13 protein-coding genes are annotated in these 17,941 nt (G+C 72.1%); 3 read left to right on the forward strand and 10 right to left on the reverse strand.

The window, feature by feature from the left end:
• Nucleotides 1–19: 19 nt before the first annotated feature.
• Together P3T34_RS14210 and P3T34_RS14215 are read right to left on the reverse strand one after the other, a co-directional pair.
• Nucleotides 20–1,843, reverse strand: a complete 1,824-nt coding sequence (locus P3T34_RS14210) for an acyl-CoA dehydrogenase family protein (protein WP_280666404.1) — start codon at nt 1,841–1,843, stop codon at nt 20–22.
• Nucleotides 1,843–3,672, reverse strand: a complete 1,830-nt coding sequence (locus P3T34_RS14215; protein WP_280666405.1) for a fatty acyl-AMP ligase — start codon at nt 3,670–3,672, stop codon at nt 1,843–1,845. The genes P3T34_RS14210 and P3T34_RS14215 overlap by 1 nt, the downstream gene beginning before the upstream one ends.
• Before the next feature lie 338 nt (nt 3,673–4,010).
• Between P3T34_RS14215 and P3T34_RS14220 the strand changes: the two genes are divergently transcribed.
• Nucleotides 4,011–4,451, forward strand: coding sequence for a hypothetical protein (locus P3T34_RS14220; RefSeq protein ID WP_280666406.1), 441 nt, complete (start codon nt 4,011–4,013; stop codon nt 4,449–4,451).
• Between the two features lie 52 nt (nt 4,452–4,503).
• Here P3T34_RS14220 and aspS read toward each other — a convergent pair whose 3' ends face one another.
• A complete protein-coding gene (aspS, locus tag P3T34_RS14225; protein ID WP_280666407.1) occupies nt 4,504–5,811 on the reverse strand; it encodes an aspartate--tRNA(Asn) ligase in 1,308 nt (435 codons plus the stop codon).
• A gap of 156 nt (nt 5,812–5,967) precedes the next feature.
• Here aspS and P3T34_RS14230 point away from each other — a divergent pair, with 156 nt between their 5' ends.
• Nucleotides 5,968–9,189: a S41 family peptidase gene (locus tag P3T34_RS14230; RefSeq protein WP_348534659.1), complete on the forward strand. Its 3,222-nt coding sequence runs from the start codon at nt 5,968–5,970 to the stop codon at nt 9,187–9,189.
• A 44-nt stretch (nt 9,190–9,233) separates the two neighbouring features.
• On the opposite strand, the gene P3T34_RS14235 is transcribed toward P3T34_RS14230, so the two are convergent.
• From P3T34_RS14235 to P3T34_RS14265, 7 genes are all read right to left on the reverse strand, one after another.
• Nucleotides 9,234–9,437, reverse strand: coding sequence for a hypothetical protein (locus tag P3T34_RS14235; RefSeq protein ID WP_280666409.1), 204 nt, complete (start codon nt 9,435–9,437; stop codon nt 9,234–9,236).
• A 133-nt stretch (nt 9,438–9,570) separates the two neighbouring features.
• Nucleotides 9,571–9,819 (reverse strand): type II toxin-antitoxin system RelE/ParE family toxin, encoded by a 249-nt coding sequence (locus P3T34_RS14240; RefSeq protein ID WP_280666410.1) that lies wholly within the window; start codon nt 9,817–9,819, stop codon nt 9,571–9,573.
• Complete coding sequence (locus tag P3T34_RS14245; RefSeq protein ID WP_280666411.1) at nt 9,816–10,070, reverse strand: type II toxin-antitoxin system Phd/YefM family antitoxin; 255 nt, start codon at nt 10,068–10,070, stop codon at nt 9,816–9,818. The genes P3T34_RS14240 and P3T34_RS14245 overlap by 4 nt, the downstream gene beginning before the upstream one ends.
• Before the next feature lie 143 nt (nt 10,071–10,213).
• Nucleotides 10,214–12,262: a phospholipase C, phosphocholine-specific gene (locus P3T34_RS14250; protein ID WP_280666412.1), complete on the reverse strand. Its 2,049-nt coding sequence runs from the start codon at nt 12,260–12,262 to the stop codon at nt 10,214–10,216.
• A 239-nt stretch (nt 12,263–12,501) separates the two neighbouring features.
• The gene (locus P3T34_RS14255; RefSeq protein ID WP_280666413.1) at nt 12,502–13,167 is read right to left on the reverse strand and encodes a pentapeptide repeat-containing protein; all 666 of its coding nucleotides are present in this window, start codon (nt 13,165–13,167) and stop codon (nt 12,502–12,504) included.
• A 53-nt stretch (nt 13,168–13,220) separates the two neighbouring features.
• Complete coding sequence (locus P3T34_RS14260; RefSeq protein WP_280666414.1) at nt 13,221–14,402, reverse strand: low temperature requirement protein A; 1,182 nt, start codon at nt 14,400–14,402, stop codon at nt 13,221–13,223.
• Nucleotides 14,403–14,830: 428 nt separating this feature from the next.
• On the reverse strand, nt 14,831–16,543 hold the full coding sequence (locus P3T34_RS14265; protein ID WP_280666415.1) for an ABC transporter family substrate-binding protein: 1,713 nt from the start codon (nt 16,541–16,543) through the stop codon (nt 14,831–14,833).
• Between the two features lie 363 nt (nt 16,544–16,906).
• On the opposite strand from P3T34_RS14265, the gene P3T34_RS14270 reads away from it, so the two are divergent.
• Nucleotides 16,907–17,890 (forward strand): ABC transporter permease, encoded by a 984-nt coding sequence (locus tag P3T34_RS14270; RefSeq protein WP_280666416.1) that lies wholly within the window; start codon nt 16,907–16,909, stop codon nt 17,888–17,890.
• The last annotated feature ends 51 nt before the right edge of the window (nt 17,891–17,941 follow it).

Genomic DNA, 17,941 nt, shown 5'->3' on the forward strand with positions numbered 1-17,941 from the left:
CCCTTCGCTGTTGACGGAGTCAGCCGGCCGGTCGCGCCGCGGTCGGACTGTCGTAGAGGTCGAAGCTGCCGCCCTCGCGGTGGCGGCGCATCAGCTCGTCCACCATCTGGTCGTCGGCGCCGGCCGCGCGGTCCGGCAGGCCGACGCCCAGGCGCCGGCAGATCCGCAGCAGGGCGGTCACCAGCCAGGCCGGGCGCCCGAGGAAGGCGTCCTGCTCGCTGCCCTGCTGGTGCCACCAGACGCCCAGGCAGGACGCCGCGGCGAGCAGCAGGGTGTAGCGGTCGGCCAGCGCGTAACTGCGCGGGTTGGCCAGGCCGTTGCGATCGTGTGCCGACATCCCCCGGCAGACGTCCTGGAGTTCGCGCAGCTCCTCCACCAGCGTGCGGGTGAGCACCCGCAGCAGGTCGCGGTACTCGCTGGTGGCGCCCAGGCGGTCGAACCTCTCGGCGGACCAGGCCAGTTCGGCGGCCAGCGGATCGTTGTTGCCGGCCCGGCCGAGTCGGGAGGTGTCCAGTCGCGGCAGGTCCTCGCGCAGCTGGAAGAGCGCCGGCTCGGCCGGGGGCTCGGCGAACCAGGCCCCGCCCGCCAGCACCGGCAGCCGCGGGATGATGGTCGACTGGCAGGCCGCCGTGCCGGAGTGCCCCAGGCTGGTGATCGGCAGGTCGCGCACATGCTTCTGGAAGATCCCGTACTCGCCCTCCCGCACGTAGAGGCTGGAGCCGAGCAGCACCGAGAGGTCGTACACGGTGTCGCTGAGCAGGATCGGCAGCAGGTACTTGGTGGCCGCCGCGTAGACCCCGGTGGCCTCCGGGTAGAGGTGCACACCGCGGGTGCTGGTGAGCGCCAGGCTGTCGCAGACCAGCAGGTCGGCGAAGGCACCGGAGAGGCTGGCCCTGGCCTGCGGGTTGCGCATCACCGGCCGCCCGTGCACACCGCGCTCCAGGGCGAACCGCAGCGCGGTGCGCAGCGCCGTGTCGCAGCCGGCCAGCACCATCGAGGGCAGCACGCTGCGGGTGAGCTGGAACGAGCTCAGCGCGAGGCCGACCCCGTCGCCCAACTCGCCGAGCAGCGCCTGCGGTGGCACCGGGCAGTCGTCGAAGGCGATGCCGCTCATCCAGCAGCCGCGCAGCCCGACCGTCGGATACCTGGGCAGGTCGCGCACCCGCGAGGCGGGCAGCTCGGCGCGGTCGAGCAGCACCGCGGAGTGGCTGCGGCTGCCGGCCCGCGAGTCGGTGCGGCAGAACACCACCAGCGCGTCGGCGTGCGCGCCGTTGACGATCACCCGCTTGTCGCCGTTGAGCAGCATGCCGCCCCCGGCCGAGCCGACCGACAGGCTGAACTCGTCGCGCAGGAAGGCGTTTCCATGCGCCAGGTCGCGGTAGGCCACGGCCAGCCGACCGCCCGCGAGCAGCAGGTCGGCGGCCTGCCGCTGCTGCTGCTCGGTGCCGCCGGCCCAGACCGAGATGGCTGCCAGGAACGACCCGGCGCCGTAGCCGACGCCGAGCGAGGGGTCGCGCCGGAACACCGGGCGCAGCATCCGCGCCAGCACGTCCACCCGGTCGAACCGCCCGCCCAGCCGCTCGGGCACGAACTCCGCGTTCAGGCCGAGCCGGTGCAGCAGCCGCACCGACTCGCCGGGCAGCTCGGAGCGGTCGTCGGCGGCCAGCACGGCGCGGTAGCCGTGCGGGTTGTCCGGGTCCCACGGGTCGCCCAGCGCGCTCTCCAGCTCGGCGGTCCGCCGCCGGACGGCCGACTCGGACCGGCTGGGGCCGACCACGGTGACGGGCGCGGTGACGGGCGCGGACTGGTCGAGGGTCGCCGTTGCGGCGGTCCGACGGTCCATCAGGAGACCTCCAGGTAGGGCGGGGCTGCGGCCAGCAGGTTGGCCACCGCGGGCTCGACCACCTGGTGCAGGGCCTGCAGCCGTCCGGTGAGGAAGAGCTTGCGCATCGCGGAACGCTCCAGCTTGCCGCTGGTGGTACGACGCACGGTGCCCGGCCGCACGAGCAGCACGCTGCCCGCCTTCACCTCGAACTCCTTGGCCACGCACCGCCGCACGGCCAGGTTGAGAGCGGGAAGGTCGAGGTCGTAGCGGCTGCCGGTGCGTACCTCCTGGACCACCACGACGTGGCTGCGGTCGGGTTCCACCGCGAACACCACGGCGGACGCGAACAGGCTGCTGACCTGCTGCACGGTGTGCTCGATGTCCTGCGGGTAGAGGTTGCGCCCGGCGACCACCAGCAGGTCCTTGATCCGGCCGGTGATGAACAGCTCGCCGTCGCTCAGAACACCGAGGTCGCCGGTGCGCAGGAACCCGCTGTCGCCCTCGGCGGTGCTGACGCCGAAGGTCCGGTTGGTCTCCAGCAGCCGCTTCCAGTAGCCGCCGGCGACGCTCGCGCCGCGGATCCAGACCTCGCCGATCCGGCCCTCGCCCAGCGTCCGGAAGCTCTTCTGGTCCACGATCCGCAGGTCGGGCCCGGGCGAGCTCGGCCGGCCGCAGCTCACCAGGGTGCGGGTGGGCTCGCCCGGGTGCGGATCGGTCAGCTGGTTGCGCTGCAGCGAGGCGGCGTCCACCTCGCGCTCCAGCGGCTTGCCGCCCGACACCGAGTCGGTTGCCGCGCGCGAGCGGTGGCCGACCGCCAGCAGGGTGGCCTCGGCCAGCCCGTACGCGGGGACGAAGGCCTGCGCGCGGAAGCCCACCGGGGCGAACCGCTCGGCGAACGCCCGCAGGGTGTCGGCGCGCACCGGCTCGGCGCCGTTCACGGCGGTCTGCCAACCGGACAGGTCGAGCCCTTCGAGCTGGCGGTCGGTGACCCGGCGCACGCACAGCTCGTAGCCCAGGTCGGGGCCGCCGCTGACCGAGATCCCGTAGGTCGTGATGGCCTGCAGCCAGTGCACCGGGTGGCGGACGAAGAGGTCCGGCGGCAGCAGCACGCCGGTGCCGCCCTGCCAGAGCGGGTGCAGCAACTGCCCGACCAGGCCCATGTCGTGGTGGAACGGCAGCCAGCCGCCGATCCTTGTGCCGGGGGCGGTGCCCAGCAGGCTCGCGATCTCGCGCTGGTTGGCCAGCAGGTTGCCGTGGCTCACCATGACGCCGCGCGGCTCGCTGGTCGAACCGGAGGTGTACTGCAGCACCGCCAGGTCGCGCGAGCCGATGTCGGGCATCCGCCAGTCGTCCGGATCGGGCAGCTCGGCGCCGTCCACGGCCAGGCAGGGCACCTCGCCCTTGCCCGCCGCGGCCAGCAGCTGCGAGACGTCCGGGGCGGATCGGCGGTCGGTGAGGACCAGCCGCACGCCGGCGTCCTTGACCACGCCGAGCACCCGGTCGTGGTGGCTGCGCCGGCCCACCGGCGGCGGCGCGGGCACCGCGACGGCACCCGCGTAGAGGCAGCCGAGGAAGCTCACCGCGAAGCGCTCGGGGTCGGACTGGACGATCAGCACGTGCTCGCGGAAGAGCCCGCGGTCCACCAGCCAGCCGGCCACCTGCCGGGCGGCCCGGTCGAGTTCGGCGTAGCTCAGCCGCTCGGCATGCAGCGCGCCGCTGTGCGCGGTCGGCCCGCTGCGGGAGCCGGGCGCGGTGGCGTCCGACAGGAAGAGCAGTGCCTCCTGTTCCGGTCTCTGCTCCGCATGGGCCGTCAGTGCTTCGACGAACGTGGCTGGTCGTCCGGTCATCGTCTTCCCCCGCTTCTCGGTGTGGGGCGGCTCGTAGTCGGCCACGGCTCTTGGCGGCACGGCCGATGCGACGAGCGGGCCCAGGGCGAGCGACCAGGGCGGTCCCGTCCGTGCGTCCAGGAGTCGCGGCCGGATTGCGCGACAGCCGCGGGCGGCGGGCAGGCCCGAGGGCCTGTGTCAGAGTCCCGCCGTCCCCTAGCGTTGGTGGCGGCGCTCGAATCCTTCTCGACCCGCGCTCGGTATCTCGCAACCCGGTGGAGGGGGCCTGGACCTGCGCTTTCGCCCGTGGACAGTCCTCCTACACTTGCTGCGGCACGGCCTGGCGTCAGGAGGACTGCATGCGAGTGGGAATCACCGGGTATCAGGGGCTGTCGGAGATCTCCGAGATGCTGGTGCGCGGCGAACTCTGGCGGCTGGTGACCACCTACGGGCCGTACGAGCTGGTCGGGGTGACCTGTCTGCGGCCGGGTCCGGAGACCTGGTTCGCGCAGGCGGTGCGCGAACACGGCGGCAAGGTCGAGATCGTCCTGCCCGCCGGAGCACCCGCGCTACCGCGCACCGAGATCGTCCGCGAGGCCACCGCCGTGCACCGGCTGGCCGCGGTGGCGGACGGCGGTCTCGGCGACGACGTCGGCCGGGCACTGGTGGGCATGGTGGACGAGCTGATCGCGGTCTGGGACGGCACGCCCGGCAGCGAACCGGCCGAGATCGCCGCGCTCACCCGCAAGGCCGGACTCTGGGTGCACGAGATCTGGCCGGACGGCTGCGAACGGCCCTGACCAGCTTCTTCGAGCGGCCCGGACCCCCGCGCGGGGGTCCGGGTCGCGCTACTCAGGGCGTCAGCCGGTGCGGCCCGCGGAAGAGGAAGGTCGCCTCGCGGATCGACGGCAGCCCGAGCAGCACCATCAGCACCCGGCCGAGACCCAGCCCGAAGCCACCGTGCGTGGGCATGCCGTAGCGGAAGCAGTCCAGGTACCGCGCCAGCGGCGCCAGCTCCATGCCCTTCTCCCGCGCCTGCGCGCAGAGCACCTCGTAGCGGTGCTCGCGCTGCGCGCCGGTGGTGATCTCCAACCCCCGCCAGAGCAGGTCGAAGCTGGCGGTCAGGCTCGGGTCGCCGGCCCGCCGGTGGTGGTAGAACGGGCGCACCGCCGCCGGGTAGTCGGTGACGAAGACGAACGCGTGCCCGTGCTCCTCGGCGATCAGCGCGGCCAGCCGGCGCTCGCCCTCGGGGTCGAGGTCTTCCTTGGCGCCCTCGGCGTCCCAGCCGGTGGCGCGCAGCCGGGCGAGCGCGTCGGCCATGGTGATCCGGGGGAACGGCAGTGCGGGGACGGTGACCTCGACGCCGAACTGCTCGCGGATCGCCTCGCCGTGCCGCTCGGCGACCCGGGTCAGTACCCGGTGCAGCATCCGCTCCTCGAAGGCCATCACCTCCTCGACGTCCTCGATCCAGGCGATCTCGACGTCGACGCCGGTGAACTCGGTGGCGTGCCGCGAGGTGAAGGAGGGCTCGGCGCGGAAGACCGGGCCGATCTCGAAGACCTTGTCGATGCCGCCGGCGATGGCCATCTGCTTGTAGAACTGCGGCGACTGGGCGAGGTAGGCGGTGCGGTCGAAGTAGCCGACCTCGAAGACCTCGGCGCCGGACTCCGAGGCGGTGCCCATCAGTTTGGGGGTATGCAGCTCGGTGAACTCCTCCTCGGCGGCCACCTCGCGCATCGCCTGCTCGACGGTCGTCTGCACAGCCATCACCAGCTGCGCGGCCGGCCGGCGCAGGTCCAGGAAGCGCCAGTCGAGGCGGTGGTCGGGCCCGGAGTGCTCGTCGATCGGCAGTCCGGCCTCGGCGAGCGAGACGATCTCCACCCGCTCGGGGACGAGCTCCAGGCCGCCGAGCTTGACGACCGGGTTGGCCACCACCCGTCCGGTGATCTTCACGGCGGACTCCGGGGTCAGCTGCTCCAGCGCGGCCTCGACCTCATCCGCCTCGCCGCCCCGGCGGTGGGTGATCTGCACCTGGCCGGTGTGGTCGCGCAGCACCACGAACTGCATGCGGCGCTGGCGGCGCAGGGTGGTGATCCAGCCGTGGACGGTGACGGTCGCGTCCGGCTGCGAGCCGAGCTCGCGGATCAGGGTACGGGCCATGACGGGCTCCATGGTTCGCTGGCGCGTTGCTCGCGCACTCGGCAGGTGGTAGACGGCCACCTGAGGGCTCGCCCACCGTAGCGACCGCGATCACCACAGGTCACTTGGTTTTCGCCCAGGTTGCCGGGCCGCCTGGCCGGTCGAAGGATGGACCGGGTGAGCACTCAGCCGGGTTACCTGCGATTCCCACACCTGCACGACGGCCTGCTCGCGTTCACGGCCGAGGACGACGTCTGGCTCGCGCCGCTGGACGGCACCCGGACCGGCCGCGCCTGGCGGGTCAGCTGCGACCGGACCAGGGTCAGCCACCCGCGGCTCTCCCCCGACGGCGCCACCGTCGCCTGGACCAGCTCGGCCGCGCTGACCCCGGAGGTCTGGACGGCGCCGGTCGAGGGCGGCGAGGCGGTCCGGCTGACGTACTGGGGCAGCCAGGACACCCGGGTGCGCGGCTGGACACCGCAGGGCGAGGTGCTGGCGGTGACCTCGTTCCACGAACCGTTCGCGCACTACACCTGGGCGCACGCGCTGCCGCTGGACGGCTCACCGGGCCGCCGGCAGCCCTGGGGGCCGGTCCGCGACGCGCAGCAGGACGCGGAGCACACCCTGCTGCTGACCGCCGCCGCCCCGCACGAGCCGGCCGCCTGGAAGCGCTACCGCGGCGGCGCCACCGGCCGGCTCTGGCTGGACGGCGAGCGGCTGCTGGCCGACCTCGCGGGCCACCTCTCCTCGCCGATGCTGCTCGGCGGGCGGGTGGCCTTCCTCGCCGACCACGAGGGCGTCGGCAACCTCTACTCCTGCCGGCTGGACGGCAGCGACCTGCGCCGGCACACCGACCACGCGTCCTGCTACGCCCGCGAGGCCGCCACCGACGGCCGGCGGATCGTCTACCAGCACGCCGGCGACCTCTGGCTGCTCGACTCACTGGACGCGCCCGCGCCGCACCGGCTCGACGTGCCGCTCGGCGGCGCGCGGGCGGGCCGGCGCCCGTACCAGGTGACGGCCTCGCGCCACGTCAACGACCTGGTCTGCGACGCCACCGGCCGGGCCGGCGTGGTGGGCGTGCGCGGCAGCCTCTACTGGCTGACCCACCGGGACGGACCGGTCCGGGCGCTCGCCGACACGCCCGGGGTGCGGGTCCGGCTGCCGGTGCTGCTCGGCCACACCGCGCGGATCGCCTGGGTCACCGACGCCGAGGGCGAGGACGCGATCGAGCAGGTCGCGCTGCCCGGCGAGGACGCCGCGGGGCGCCGGGCCGAGCCGCCGCGCCGGATCGCGAGCGGGCAGCTGGGCCGGGTCCTGGAGCTGGCCGCCGCCCCGGACGGCCGCACCCTGGCCGCCACCGCCTCGGACGGGCGGCTGCTGCTGGTCGACGCCGAGGACGGCACGGTCCGCGAGCTGGCCCGCTCGGCGTACGGTCCGGTGCGCGGGCCGGCCTTCTCGCCCGACTCGCGCTGGCTGGCCTGGTCGCAGCCGGTGGCCGGCCGCTCGCTGCGCCGGATCCGGCTGGTGCGCACCGACACACCCGAGCAGATCGTCGACGTCACCAGCGGCCGCTTCGAGGACGAGCAGCCGGTGTTCACCCGCGACGGCCGGTTCCTGGTCTTCCTCTCGTGGCGCGGCTTCGACCCGGTGCACGACGTGCACACCGGCGACCTGTCGTTCCCGCTCGGCTGCCGCCCCTACCTGGTGCCGCTGGCGGCGGACACGCCGTCGCCGTTCGCCGCGCCGGTGGACGGCCGCCCGGCGGTCGGCGGGCTCGACCCGCAGGAGGCCGGCGGCGACGGCACGGTGCGGGTCGACCCGCAGGAACTGGCCACCCGGCTGGTGCCGTTCCCGGTGATCGCCTCCAAGTACTCCTCCCCGGCGGCGGTGCGCGGCGGCCTGATCTGGCTGCGCTGGCCGATCTCGGGGACGCTCGGCCAGACCTTCGCCAACCCCACCGACACCTCCGGGCGCCCGGCGCTGGAGCACTTCGACCTGGCCACCGCCACCCGCAGCACGCTGCAGGAGCAGGTCGACGGGTACGCGGTGGCCGGCGACGGCAGCGCGCTGACCACCTTCCTGGCCGGCACCCTCAAGCTGCTGCCGCTCTCCTCGCCGCACAACCCGGTCACCGTCGACCTGCGCCGGATCACGCACACCGTGCACCCCGCCGCCGAGTGGCGCCAGGCCTACCGGGAGGCGGCCCGGATCGTCCGCGACCAGTTCTGGGACCCGGGCCTCGGCGGCCTGGACTGGCCGGCGCTGACCGAGCAGTACGCGCCGCTGCTGGAGCGCGTCGCGACCCCCGACGACTTCGCCGACCTGCTGCGCGAACTCCTCGGCGAGCTGGGCACCTCGCACGCGTATGTGACGCCCTCGCGGCGCGGCGAGGGCCCGGCTCCGCTGCAGCAGCCGCTCGGACTGCTCGGCGCCTCGGCCCGCCGGACGCCCGACGGGCGCTGGCTGCTGCAGCGGATCCTGCCCGGCGAGTCCTCCGACCCGCGCGCCCGCGCCCCGCTGGCCGGCCACGGCGTGCGCGACGGCGACGAGTTGCTCGCGGTGGCCGGGCGACCGCTGGACCCGGTGCGTGGCCCAATGCCGCTGCTGGCCGGCACCGGCGGCACCACGGTCGAACTCACCGTCCGCAGCGGCGCGGACGGGCCGGTGCGCCGCCTCGCGGTGACCCCGCTGACCGACGAGCGGCCGATCCGCTACCAGGACTGGGTGGTGCGACGGCGGGCGCTGGTACGGGAGTTCAGCGACGGGCTGTGCGGCTATCTGCACATCCCGGATCTCGGCGGCTCCGGCTGGGCCCAGTTCAACCGCGACCTGCGCAGCGAACTCGACCGCCCCGCCGTGGTGTTGGACGTCCGCGGGAACGCCGGCGGCAACGTCTCCGAACTCGTCCTGGAGAAACTCACCCGCCGGGTGCTCGGTTGGGACTTCAGCCGCGGCCGCCGCCCGGCGCGCTACCCGCGCGACGCGCCGCGCGGCCCGGTGGTCGCACTGGCCGACGAGGCGACCAGCTCGGATGGCGATGTCATCATCACCGCGGTCAAACTCCTGGGCCTGGGACCGGTGTTGGGCCAGCGCACCTGGGGCGGCGTGGTCGGCACGCTGGGCCGCTACCCGCTCGGCGACGGGACCCAGATCTCGGTACCCGCCAACGCCTCCTGGTTCACCGGGGGTTACGGCTTCGCGGTGGAGAACCACGGGGTGGAGCCGGACATCGCGGTGCTGCGCACCCCCGCCGACTGGGCGGCCGGGCGCAACACCGAGCTGGCGGAGGCCGTCCGCGTCGCCCTGGAACTACTGCGCCACACCCCCGCCACCGCACCCCCGCCCCCCACCGAACCCCGCCCCGACCTGCGTCGCCCCCCGCTACCACCACGCTGATGGGGCGCACCCTCCTGGGTGCGCCCCTCCATTCCCCCTACCAACTACATCGGCTCGTGCCCGCCTTCACTCTCCATGTCGCTCTCGGCCTGCTCCAGCGGGTCCGGCCCGCTCTCCATCCGCTCGGCCGCCTTCCGACCACCCTCCGACATCGCGTCGGAAGGCTGGTGCCGGTGACCGGTCATCGCCTGCTTGGCCTGCTCCAGCGCCTCGTCGGCCTTGTCCCTGAACTTTTCGAAGACGCCCATGACTCCTCCTGCGGGTCTCGTCCGGCAATGGGCTGTGACCAACATGTCACCGCTCCCCCACCCCCGCACGTCGAGAGATCCCCTGGTCAGCCACCCAGACGAAACCGGGCCGTCGCGTCATCGGTGCCCCCCGTCAGGCCCGGCCGAGGTGGAAGACGGTGACCGTGACCGTCTGGTCGTGGACCTCGTACTGGACACGGTAGAAGCCGACCTGAATGCGGTAGATCCCGCTGACCCCGACCGTGAAGGCACCCGCCGGACGGGGGTTGTCAGCGAGCAGGTCGACAGCCTGGAAGACCTGCTGGATCCCTGCCCGATCGCCGGCCGCGTACTTCTGCGCCACGGCCAATGCCTCGGGCTCCCAGACGATGCCGTAGGTCACGAAGCCTCTCCGAGAACCTGGCGGCGGGCCTCATCGTGCGGAACACTCGGCCCGGTCTCGCCGCGTGCCTTGCGCGCCAGGTACTCCGCGGTGGCCCGGTGGTACTCCAGCTCCTCCAGCTCGGCCGGACTGATCAGGACGGCCATGGTCTGGCCCCGGTCCGAGAGGGCGATGCGCTTCTGTTCGGCGCTGACCTGCCGCGCCAGGGCCCCCAGCTTGTTGCGGGCCTCGGTGATCGGATAGGTGTCCATCTGACCAACATAGCAATAGTGCGCACTTCAGCGCAGAACATCGCAGTATCAGCCCGGCAACAGCGTCGCCGATGGCGCCTGGTCCGACTGGAACCCCGGGGCGCTGATCGCCCCGGGGTTCCGTGTCGGTCATGAGCCGGCGGTCAGCCGGTGATGCTCGGGGTGCCGGTTTCCAGGTGGCCGGAGAAGCGCTGGGACCAGGTGGTGTCCGCGTCGACGGTGACGGTGAAGTCGTACCAGCCGTTGGTGTCAGCGACCGCGTTGAAGTAGTCGCTGACGTTTCCGCCGGCCGGCACGTGGTACGTCCACGGGCCGTCGGTGCGGTAGTTGTTGGCGGCGATGGTGAAGGTGAGCGTGCTGGCGGCGCTGTTGGCCATCTTGAAGTAGACGGCGAGCTGCCCGCTGCCCGGCTCGATGGCGTAGCTGGCAGCGACGGCGGCGTTCTTGCCGGCCTTGGTGGTGTTGCCGGTGAAGCGGCGCAGGAAGCGGTTGGGGCCGGTGACGCTCAGGTCGTAGGCGCCATTGCCGTAGCCGGTGCCGACATTGAAGTAGTCGCTGGTGGCACTGCCCGGGTCCACCGTGTACTGCCAGGGGCCGCCGCTGCGGTAGGCGTTGGCGTACGCGGCGAAGTGCGCCGACTTGGTGGCCGCGGCGCCCTGGTTGGCGAAGGAGAGCCAGACCAGCGTCTTGCCGTTGGCGTCGAACTCCAGGTGGTCCAGGTTGGCGTTCGGCTGGTACGGCAGCGCGCGGGCCGGACGGGTGCCGGACTCCTGGACGGGCAGCGCGTTGTTCGCCGGCGCCGGGTTGGGCAGCGGGCCGCAGGCGGACAGACCGATGGTGGCCGAGGTGTCGGGCAGCGCGGGCAGGTCGTAGACCGGGTTGGCGAAGTCGAAGACCGAGGTGAGGTCACCGCAGACCTTGCGGCGCCAGGCGCTGATATTGGGGCAGGTGGCCGGCTTACCGATCGCGGCGGTCCAGGTCTCCAGGAAACGAAGCACCGAAGTGTGGTCGAAGGTCTCGGAGTTGACCCAGCCACCGCGGCTCCACGGCGAGACGGCGATCATCGGGACCCGGAAGCCCAGGCCGATCGGGGTGCCGTTGTAGGTCTCGCCCGCGGTGCCGGAGGGGGCGACCGGCGGCGGGACGTGGTCGAAGAAGCCGTCGTTCTCGTCGTAGTTCAGGAAGAGGATCGAGGAGTTGTAGACATTGGGGTCGGCGTTCAGCGCGTCGACCACCATGTGCACGAAGTGCGCGCCGTCCTCGGGCGTGGCGTACGGGTGCTCGGAGGAGCCCTGGTCGGCGACCACCCAGGAGACCTGCGGGAGGGTGCCGTTCAGCACGTCGGCCTTGATCGCGGCGGCGATGTCGACCGGGGTGTTGCCGGTGCTCGGCACCGAGCCCATGCCCTGGGTGGCGAGCGCGCTGCCGGCCGGCGCGTTGGCGAACTGGCTGAAGTAGGCCAGGGCGTTGTCGCCGAAGTTGTCGGAGGCGTTCTGGTAGACCTTCCAGCTCACCCCGGCGCTCTGCAGCGCCTCGGCGTAGGTCTGCCAGCGCAGGCCGGACTCGTCGCCGCCGTCGTAGGCCGGGCCGCCCGCGCTGCCGGCCGGGTCGATCCACCCGCTCCAGTGGTAGGTGCGGTTGGGGCCGGTGGCGCTCAGGATCGAGCAGTGGTAGGCGTCGCAGACGGTGTAGTTGTCGGCCAGCGCGTAGTGGAACGGGATGTCGGCGCGCCCGAGGTGGCCCAGCGCGCGGACGTTGCCCTTGGCCGAGACCCAGGAGTCCATCTTGCCGTTGTTCCAGGCCGCGTGCTGGTCGCTCCAGGCGTGCGAGAGGTCGCCGTTGCACTGCGCGAGGCGCTCGGGGTCGGCGCCGCCGGCCGGGCTGGTGGCGCTGAACGCCCACGGGTACTGGCGGCCGGAGCCGTTGGGCTGGTTGAAGACCGAGTAGCCGCCGGCGATCTGGATCGCGCTGCGGTCGGCGAAGCCCCGCACACCCTGCAGCATGCCGAAGTAGTGGTCGAAGCTGCGGTTCTCCTGCATCAGGATCACGATGTGCTGGACGTCGGTGATGGTGCCCGTGCTGGTGAGCGTGGTGCTGGGGACGGTGGTGGCACCGACCGTCCCGACCACGGCCGCACTCGCCGCCGCGCTCGCCGACAACGCCATGAACTTTCTGCGGCTCAGCTCTGTCATCAGGCTCGCCAACCCTTCGATCTCGCCGCACCCGGCGGCACGCCGACGCACCGCGGATGCGCGCGCCCAGGCCCTGTCCGCATGCCGCATACACAGGTTGTGTGTACAACATGAGCCGCGCGCCATCCTGGCCCAGCCGAAGGTGCCGCACCAGGGTGCGGGAGGGAGTTTGGCGAACTGTTCGCCCAGCGGTCAGCGGACGGCGCGCGGGTGAACCCCGGCTGTCGTTTGTGAGTGGATCAGGCGTCCTTCACCTGGACACCCAGTGCCTGCGCGAACTGCGGTGCCAGCTCGAAGAGTTGAGCTGAGGAGATGACGGCGCCGCGCAGGCCCTCGTGGCCGTCGGGGAGGCCGAGCCGGGTGGCGCCGCGCAGGTCGACCTTCTTCAGGGTGGCCCCGCCGAACCGCACCTCCTCCAGCGAACTGCCGGGGAAGGAGACCTCGGTGAGCTTCGCGCCACCGAAGTCGATGTCCTTCAACTGGCAGTCCTCGAAAACCACTTCGCGCAGCACTGCGCCGCGCAGGTTGATCGCCTCCAGCTTGCACTGGCGCACCGTCAGCCGGCGCAGCTGCGAGCCGTAGGCGGCGATCCCGGCCAGCAGGCCGGCCTGCACGGTGGCGTCCTGCCACTCGCTCTCGGCCAGGTCGGTCGCCACCCAGCGGCAGCCGTCCAGCCAGACCTCGTTGAAGCGGGCCTGGCGCAACCGGGCCTCGGTGATCGAGACACCGGTGAACGCGCACTCCAGGAAGGTCGCCCCGCCCGCCTGGGCGCCGTCGTACTGCCCACCGTCGAAGTGCACGGTGTCGTAGCGGGCGTCCCGGCTGAGCGGGCCGCGGTGCGGCTGGAGCAGATGGGCGTACGGCAGGTCGGCGAGCTGCTGGGGCACGGCGGGGGCCTCGATCACGGTGCGGGGGCGGGTCCTGGCGATCGTCGCACGCGCCGCCGACAGAGCAGCGGTCAGGACGCGGGCCGGGCGTGCAGCCAGACCCCGACGGCAACCGCAGCGGTGGCGACCAGCCCGGTGGCCAGTACGCCGGACTCGCCGAGCGCCGTACAAGCCAGCACGGCCAGCGAGGCGAGCGGCAGCACCCACTGGGCGGTGCCGGTCTTGGTGTGCCGGGAGTGCAGCGCCCAGACCGTGAAGAGGTAGAGCGCACCGGGCACGGTCACCGCGGCGGTGGCGGCGGTGGCGGAGATGTGCGCGGCGCCGACCGCGTACTCGACGGCGACCTCCAGTCCCGCGCCGATCGCCGCCGCCGATCCGAAGATCAGATAGTGCCCATAACCCCAGAGGAAGGCCTGCCGGTTGGAGCGCAGGTGCTCGTGCACCGGGCGGGCGAAGTAGATCCACCACGCGGAGAAGCAGAGCAGGATGCCGCCGATCGCGATCGGCACCAGCTTGCCCAGCGCCTCGTGCTCGTCGACGGCCGCCTGCACGGCGACGGTGGCCGCCGAGACCGTCTCACCGAGCACGATCAGGGTGAAGAGCCCGTAGCGCTCGGAGATGTGCCCGGGGTGCCAGCTGGTCTGCACCGACCGCTCGGCCAGCGCCGGCACCGCCAACTCGGCCAGCACGCCCAGCGGGATCAGGTACGGCGTCACCGTGTGGGGCACCAGCAGCAACAGCACCCAGCCCAGCTGCACCAGCGTGATCCCGGCCGCGTAGCGCCGCGCCATCGTCCGCGCCGCGCCGCTCTCCCCCTGCGCGGCGCGCAGCCACTGCGTCACCATCGCCAGGCGCATCACCACATAACCGGCCACCGACAGCCCGTAGCCGCCGCCCGTGAAGAGCCGCGGGATGCCGGCCGCCAGGATCAGCACGCCGGTGATCTGCACCAGGGTGGTGATCCGGTACGGGACGTCGTCGCAGTCATAGGCCGAGGCGAACCAGGTGAAGTTCATCCAGGCCCACCACACGGCGAAGAAGCTGAACACATAGCCGACCAGCGCCACCCGCAGGTGCCCCTCGCCGAGCGCCAACGCCAGCTGCCGGCCGGCCTGGCCGACCGCGACCACGAAGCAGAGGTCGAAGAAGAGCTCCAGCGGGGTGGACGCCCGGTGCGCCTCCGCCCGGCTGCGGCGCACCATGCGGCGCACCACCGGATCCGCGGGCGTGGCGGGGGCGGGTCCTGCGGTCATCGGGGCCCTCTCGGGACGTCGGACGGGCGACTCCCGCGATGGTGGCACCCCGGACCAGCGGGCGCACGCACCGCGCCCGCAGACCCCGGGGCCGGTCACCTGGCTCGCGCAACCCCGGCCGCCGAGCGTACGCGCCGACAAGCGCCGAACAGCCGCCGCTGTCAAGGAGAGTTGACGCCGCAGTGCGCGAACCGGGTGACAGCAAGCCCACCACCGGGCGCGCCCCGCGCGGCCGACTGCGCGGGACCGCGGCGCCCGACTACATTCCTGCTCAGTGGAACGACGGGAAGGGCGTCCTGCGGGCAACGCGGAAGGTCAAGGCCGGATCGGCGACGACGGGGGCGGCACCGCTGCCTCCCTGTCGCACCGGGCTCGTGATCACCGCGCTGCCCGACAGCACCGCAGGCTGCCCGCGTACGGGCGGCCGGCTACTTCTGCCAACCCACCGCCGTGTAGTCGAAGTCCGCGAGCCCGGAGGCGCCGTAGTTGGCCAGGCCCTTGCGGTAAGCGCCTACGCTCGGGCGCTGGTAGAGCTCGATGGTGTGACCCAGCGCCCAGATGTCGGCGTCCGCCTGGTTGTAGAGCTTGGCAGCGGCGACCGGGTCCAGGGTGGCGGCGGCCTGCTTCAGCAGACTGTCGATCTCCGGCGTGCTCAGCTTGGAGTAGTTGGAGAAGACGTTGTCGCCGACCGGCTCCTGGTAGGACGGGATGATCGCCGAGGGCGGGAACGAGCCGGTGTTGCGCCAGCTCGCCAGGTCGAACTTGCCGACGTTGACGTACTTCTCGAAGAAGTCGTTGTCCGGCACCCGGTCCACGTCGAGCTTGATGCCGGCCTGCAGCAGCATGTTCGCGGTGGCGGCGGCCATGTCGGCGGTCGCCTGCGAGGAGCCCTGCGAGACGACGAAGTGCAGCTCCAGCGTCTGGCCGTCCTTGGTCCGCGGCTTGCCGGCCCCGGCGTCCTGCCAGCCGGCGTCGGTCAGCAGCTTCTGGGCCGCGGCGAGGTCATAGGTGCCCCAGGTGCCGGAGTTGTCCTGGTAGCCGGCCTGGTTGGTCATCAGGATGTGGTTGCCGAGCTTCGGGAACGCCACCGGGACGCCCTGGTTCATCACCTTGATCAGGGCGTCGCGGTCGACCGCCTTGTCGATCGCCTGGCGCACGTGCAGGTCGGCGAGCGGGCCGTTGGAGCCGAGCGAGATGTGCACCTCGTCCCACGGGCTGGCCGAGCGGATCACCGCGTCGGCGTCGGCCTTGAGCTGGCTGTAGGTGTCCGCCTGACCGGCGCTGGCCACGTCGATCTCGTTGTTCAGGAACGCCTGGGTGATCGCCGAGCTGGACAGCACCCGGTAGGTGAACTTGTCCAACTTCGGCTTGGTGCCCCACCAGTTGGGGTCCGGCACGACGGTGATGGTCTGCGCGGCCTTGTCCTGGCTGCCGATCTTGAAGGCGCCGCCGGTGATCGGGACGTTCTCGATCCAGCCCTTGTTGAACTGGTCCGGGGTGGAGATGCCGGCGGCCGGGAGCAGCGGGTAGAACAGGTTCTGCCAGTCGGCGAAGGGCTTGCTGAAGGTGACCTTGACCTGGGTCGGGTCGGCGCCCTGCGAGACGTCGCTGATCTGGTCGTAGCCGGTGGTGGACGAGACGTTGAAGGCCGGGTTGGTGCCGTTGGCGGCCTGCCACTCGGCCTTGAAGTCCAGGTAGCTCAGCGCCTTGCCGTCCGACCACTTGGCCTTCGGGTTGAGCGTGTAGAGCACCACCTGCGGCGAGGTGGAGACCACCTTGGCGGAGACCAGGAAGTCCGCCACCGGCTGGAAGGTGCCGGTGGTGTCCACCCGGAAGAGCTCCGGCTCGATCATCTTCATGATCTCGACCGAGTCGCCGTACGTGCCGTCCACCTGGATCGGGTTCCACTGGTCGATCCACTGCTCGAGCGGCAGCCGCAGCTCGCCGCCGTCCTTGACCTGGGCCAGCGGCTGCGGGTTGATGTCGCTGCTCTGCAGGCCCGGTTGGGCGCTCTTGGTCGCGCCGGCGCCGGCCCCCGAACCACTGGAGCTGCAGCCGGCGACCAGCAGCACCAGGGCGGTGGCGGTGGCTGCCGTCGTCGAACGGGCGAGTCTGCGGCGACGCGGGGCGGTGACGGCCATGGCGGGGTTCCCCCAGGTTCTCAAACAGGTGTCCGCCGCCAGGTGTGGCGGCGCTTGAGCGTGGGCAGCCAAGTCGGTGTCCAGCCAGCAGAAGGTAACAGCGGATCAGTTCGCCCACCAGGGGTCGGTGTTCAGAACTGATCGAATCGAAATGCGCCGAAACACTGCCGACATACCCCGTCAGCAGAGCACTGCAAGACTCTGATCTGCCGCTTCGCATATCCCGCGAAGCGGCTCGCTGCACGGGTATTGACCGGGCCGACCGCCGGTCACAGAATTCCGCTGCACGAACCTGCTCCAAACACCCCGAGAGCGAAGGCAAAACGTCATGATGATCAGGCCCCGTCGGCTCTGGCGCCGCTGATGCTCCGCTATCTGGCGAAGCGTCTCGCCTACTACCTGGTCCTCCTGGTCGTCTCGGTCTTCCTCGCCTACGCGCTCTCCAGCGCCTCGCTCAACCCGCGCGCCTACTTCGAGGCCAAGCAGCCCCGCCCGTCGGCCGCCTCCGTCGACCGCCAGCTCACCGAGCTCGGGATCAACGACCACACCCCGGTGGTCGAGCGGTTCGGCCACTGGGCGAGCGGCCTGGTGCTGCACGGCGACCTCGGCCGCAGCATCCACGACACCTCGATCAACGCCGAGTTCGGCCGCCGGGTCTGGGTCTCGCTGCGGCTGATGCTGATCGGCAGCCTGCTGGGCATGCTGCTCGGGGTGGCCGGCGGCGCCTGGAGCGCGGTGCGCCAATACCGGGTCTCCGACCGGGCGTTGACGGTCTTCTCATTCGTGGTGCTGTCCACCCCGGTCTTCCTGATGGCGCTCTTCCTGAAGAACGGCGCCATCGCGCTCAACCAGGCCTCCGGCCACCAGCTGATCAACTTCACCGGCTACGAGACCCCCGGACTGAGCGGCGGTCTCGGCGCGCACCTCTCCGACTGGGCCGTCCACCTGCTGCTGCCGACCCTGTCGCTGGCGCTCGGCGGCCTGGCCACCTACAGCCGCTACCAGCGCGGCACGATGCTCGACGTACTCGGCTCCGACTACCTGCGCACCGCCCAGGCCAAGGGCCTCAGCCGGCGCCGGGCGCTGGTCAAGCACGGGCTGCGCACCGCCGTCATCCCGATGTCCACACTCTTCGCCTACAGCTTCCTCGGCATCCTGACCGGCGCCACCTTCACCGAGGTGATCTTCGGCTGGCACGGCATGGGCGAGTGGTTCATCAACGCGATCAACGAGAACGACACCAACGCGGTGATCGCGGTCAACCTCTTCGCCGCCGTGGTGGTGCTGGCCTCGGGCTTCCTGGCCGACGCGCTGCACGCCGCGCTGGACCCGAGGGTCCGGCACTGATGACGGGAGCCGGACCGACCGTGACCACCGCCGACGCAGTGATCGACAACG

Origin of the sequence: Kitasatospora sp. MAP12-44 (genome assembly GCF_029892095.1) — a bacterium.
In the GTDB taxonomy this organism is placed as follows: Bacteria; Actinomycetota; Actinomycetes; order Streptomycetales; family Streptomycetaceae; genus Kitasatospora.

Bases quoted from the DNA above. Each gene is read 5' to 3' on its own strand.
- P3T34_RS14210 (WP_280666404.1), bottom strand. From the start codon at position 1,843: ATGGACCGTCGGACCGCCGCAACGGCGACCCTCGACCAGTCCGCGCCC.
- P3T34_RS14215 (WP_280666405.1), bottom strand. From the start codon at position 3,672: ATGACCGGACGACCAGCCACGTTCGTCGAAGCACTGACGGCCCATGCG.
- P3T34_RS14220 (WP_280666406.1), top strand. From the start codon at position 4,011: ATGCGAGTGGGAATCACCGGGTATCAGGGGCTGTCGGAGATCTCCGAG.
- aspS (WP_280666407.1), bottom strand. From the start codon at position 5,811: ATGGCCCGTACCCTGATCCGCGAGCTCGGCTCGCAGCCGGACGCGACC.
- P3T34_RS14235 (WP_280666409.1), bottom strand. From the start codon at position 9,437: ATGGGCGTCTTCGAAAAGTTCAGGGACAAGGCCGACGAGGCGCTGGAG.
- P3T34_RS14245 (WP_280666411.1), bottom strand. From the start codon at position 10,070: ATGGACACCTATCCGATCACCGAGGCCCGCAACAAGCTGGGGGCCCTG.
- P3T34_RS14250 (WP_280666412.1), bottom strand. From the start codon at position 12,262: ATGACAGAGCTGAGCCGCAGAAAGTTCATGGCGTTGTCGGCGAGCGCG.
- P3T34_RS14260 (WP_280666414.1), bottom strand. From the start codon at position 14,402: ATGACCGCAGGACCCGCCCCCGCCACGCCCGCGGATCCGGTGGTGCGC.
- P3T34_RS14265 (WP_280666415.1), bottom strand. From the start codon at position 16,543: ATGGCCGTCACCGCCCCGCGTCGCCGCAGACTCGCCCGTTCGACGACG.
- P3T34_RS14270 (WP_280666416.1), top strand. From the start codon at position 16,907: ATGCTCCGCTATCTGGCGAAGCGTCTCGCCTACTACCTGGTCCTCCTG.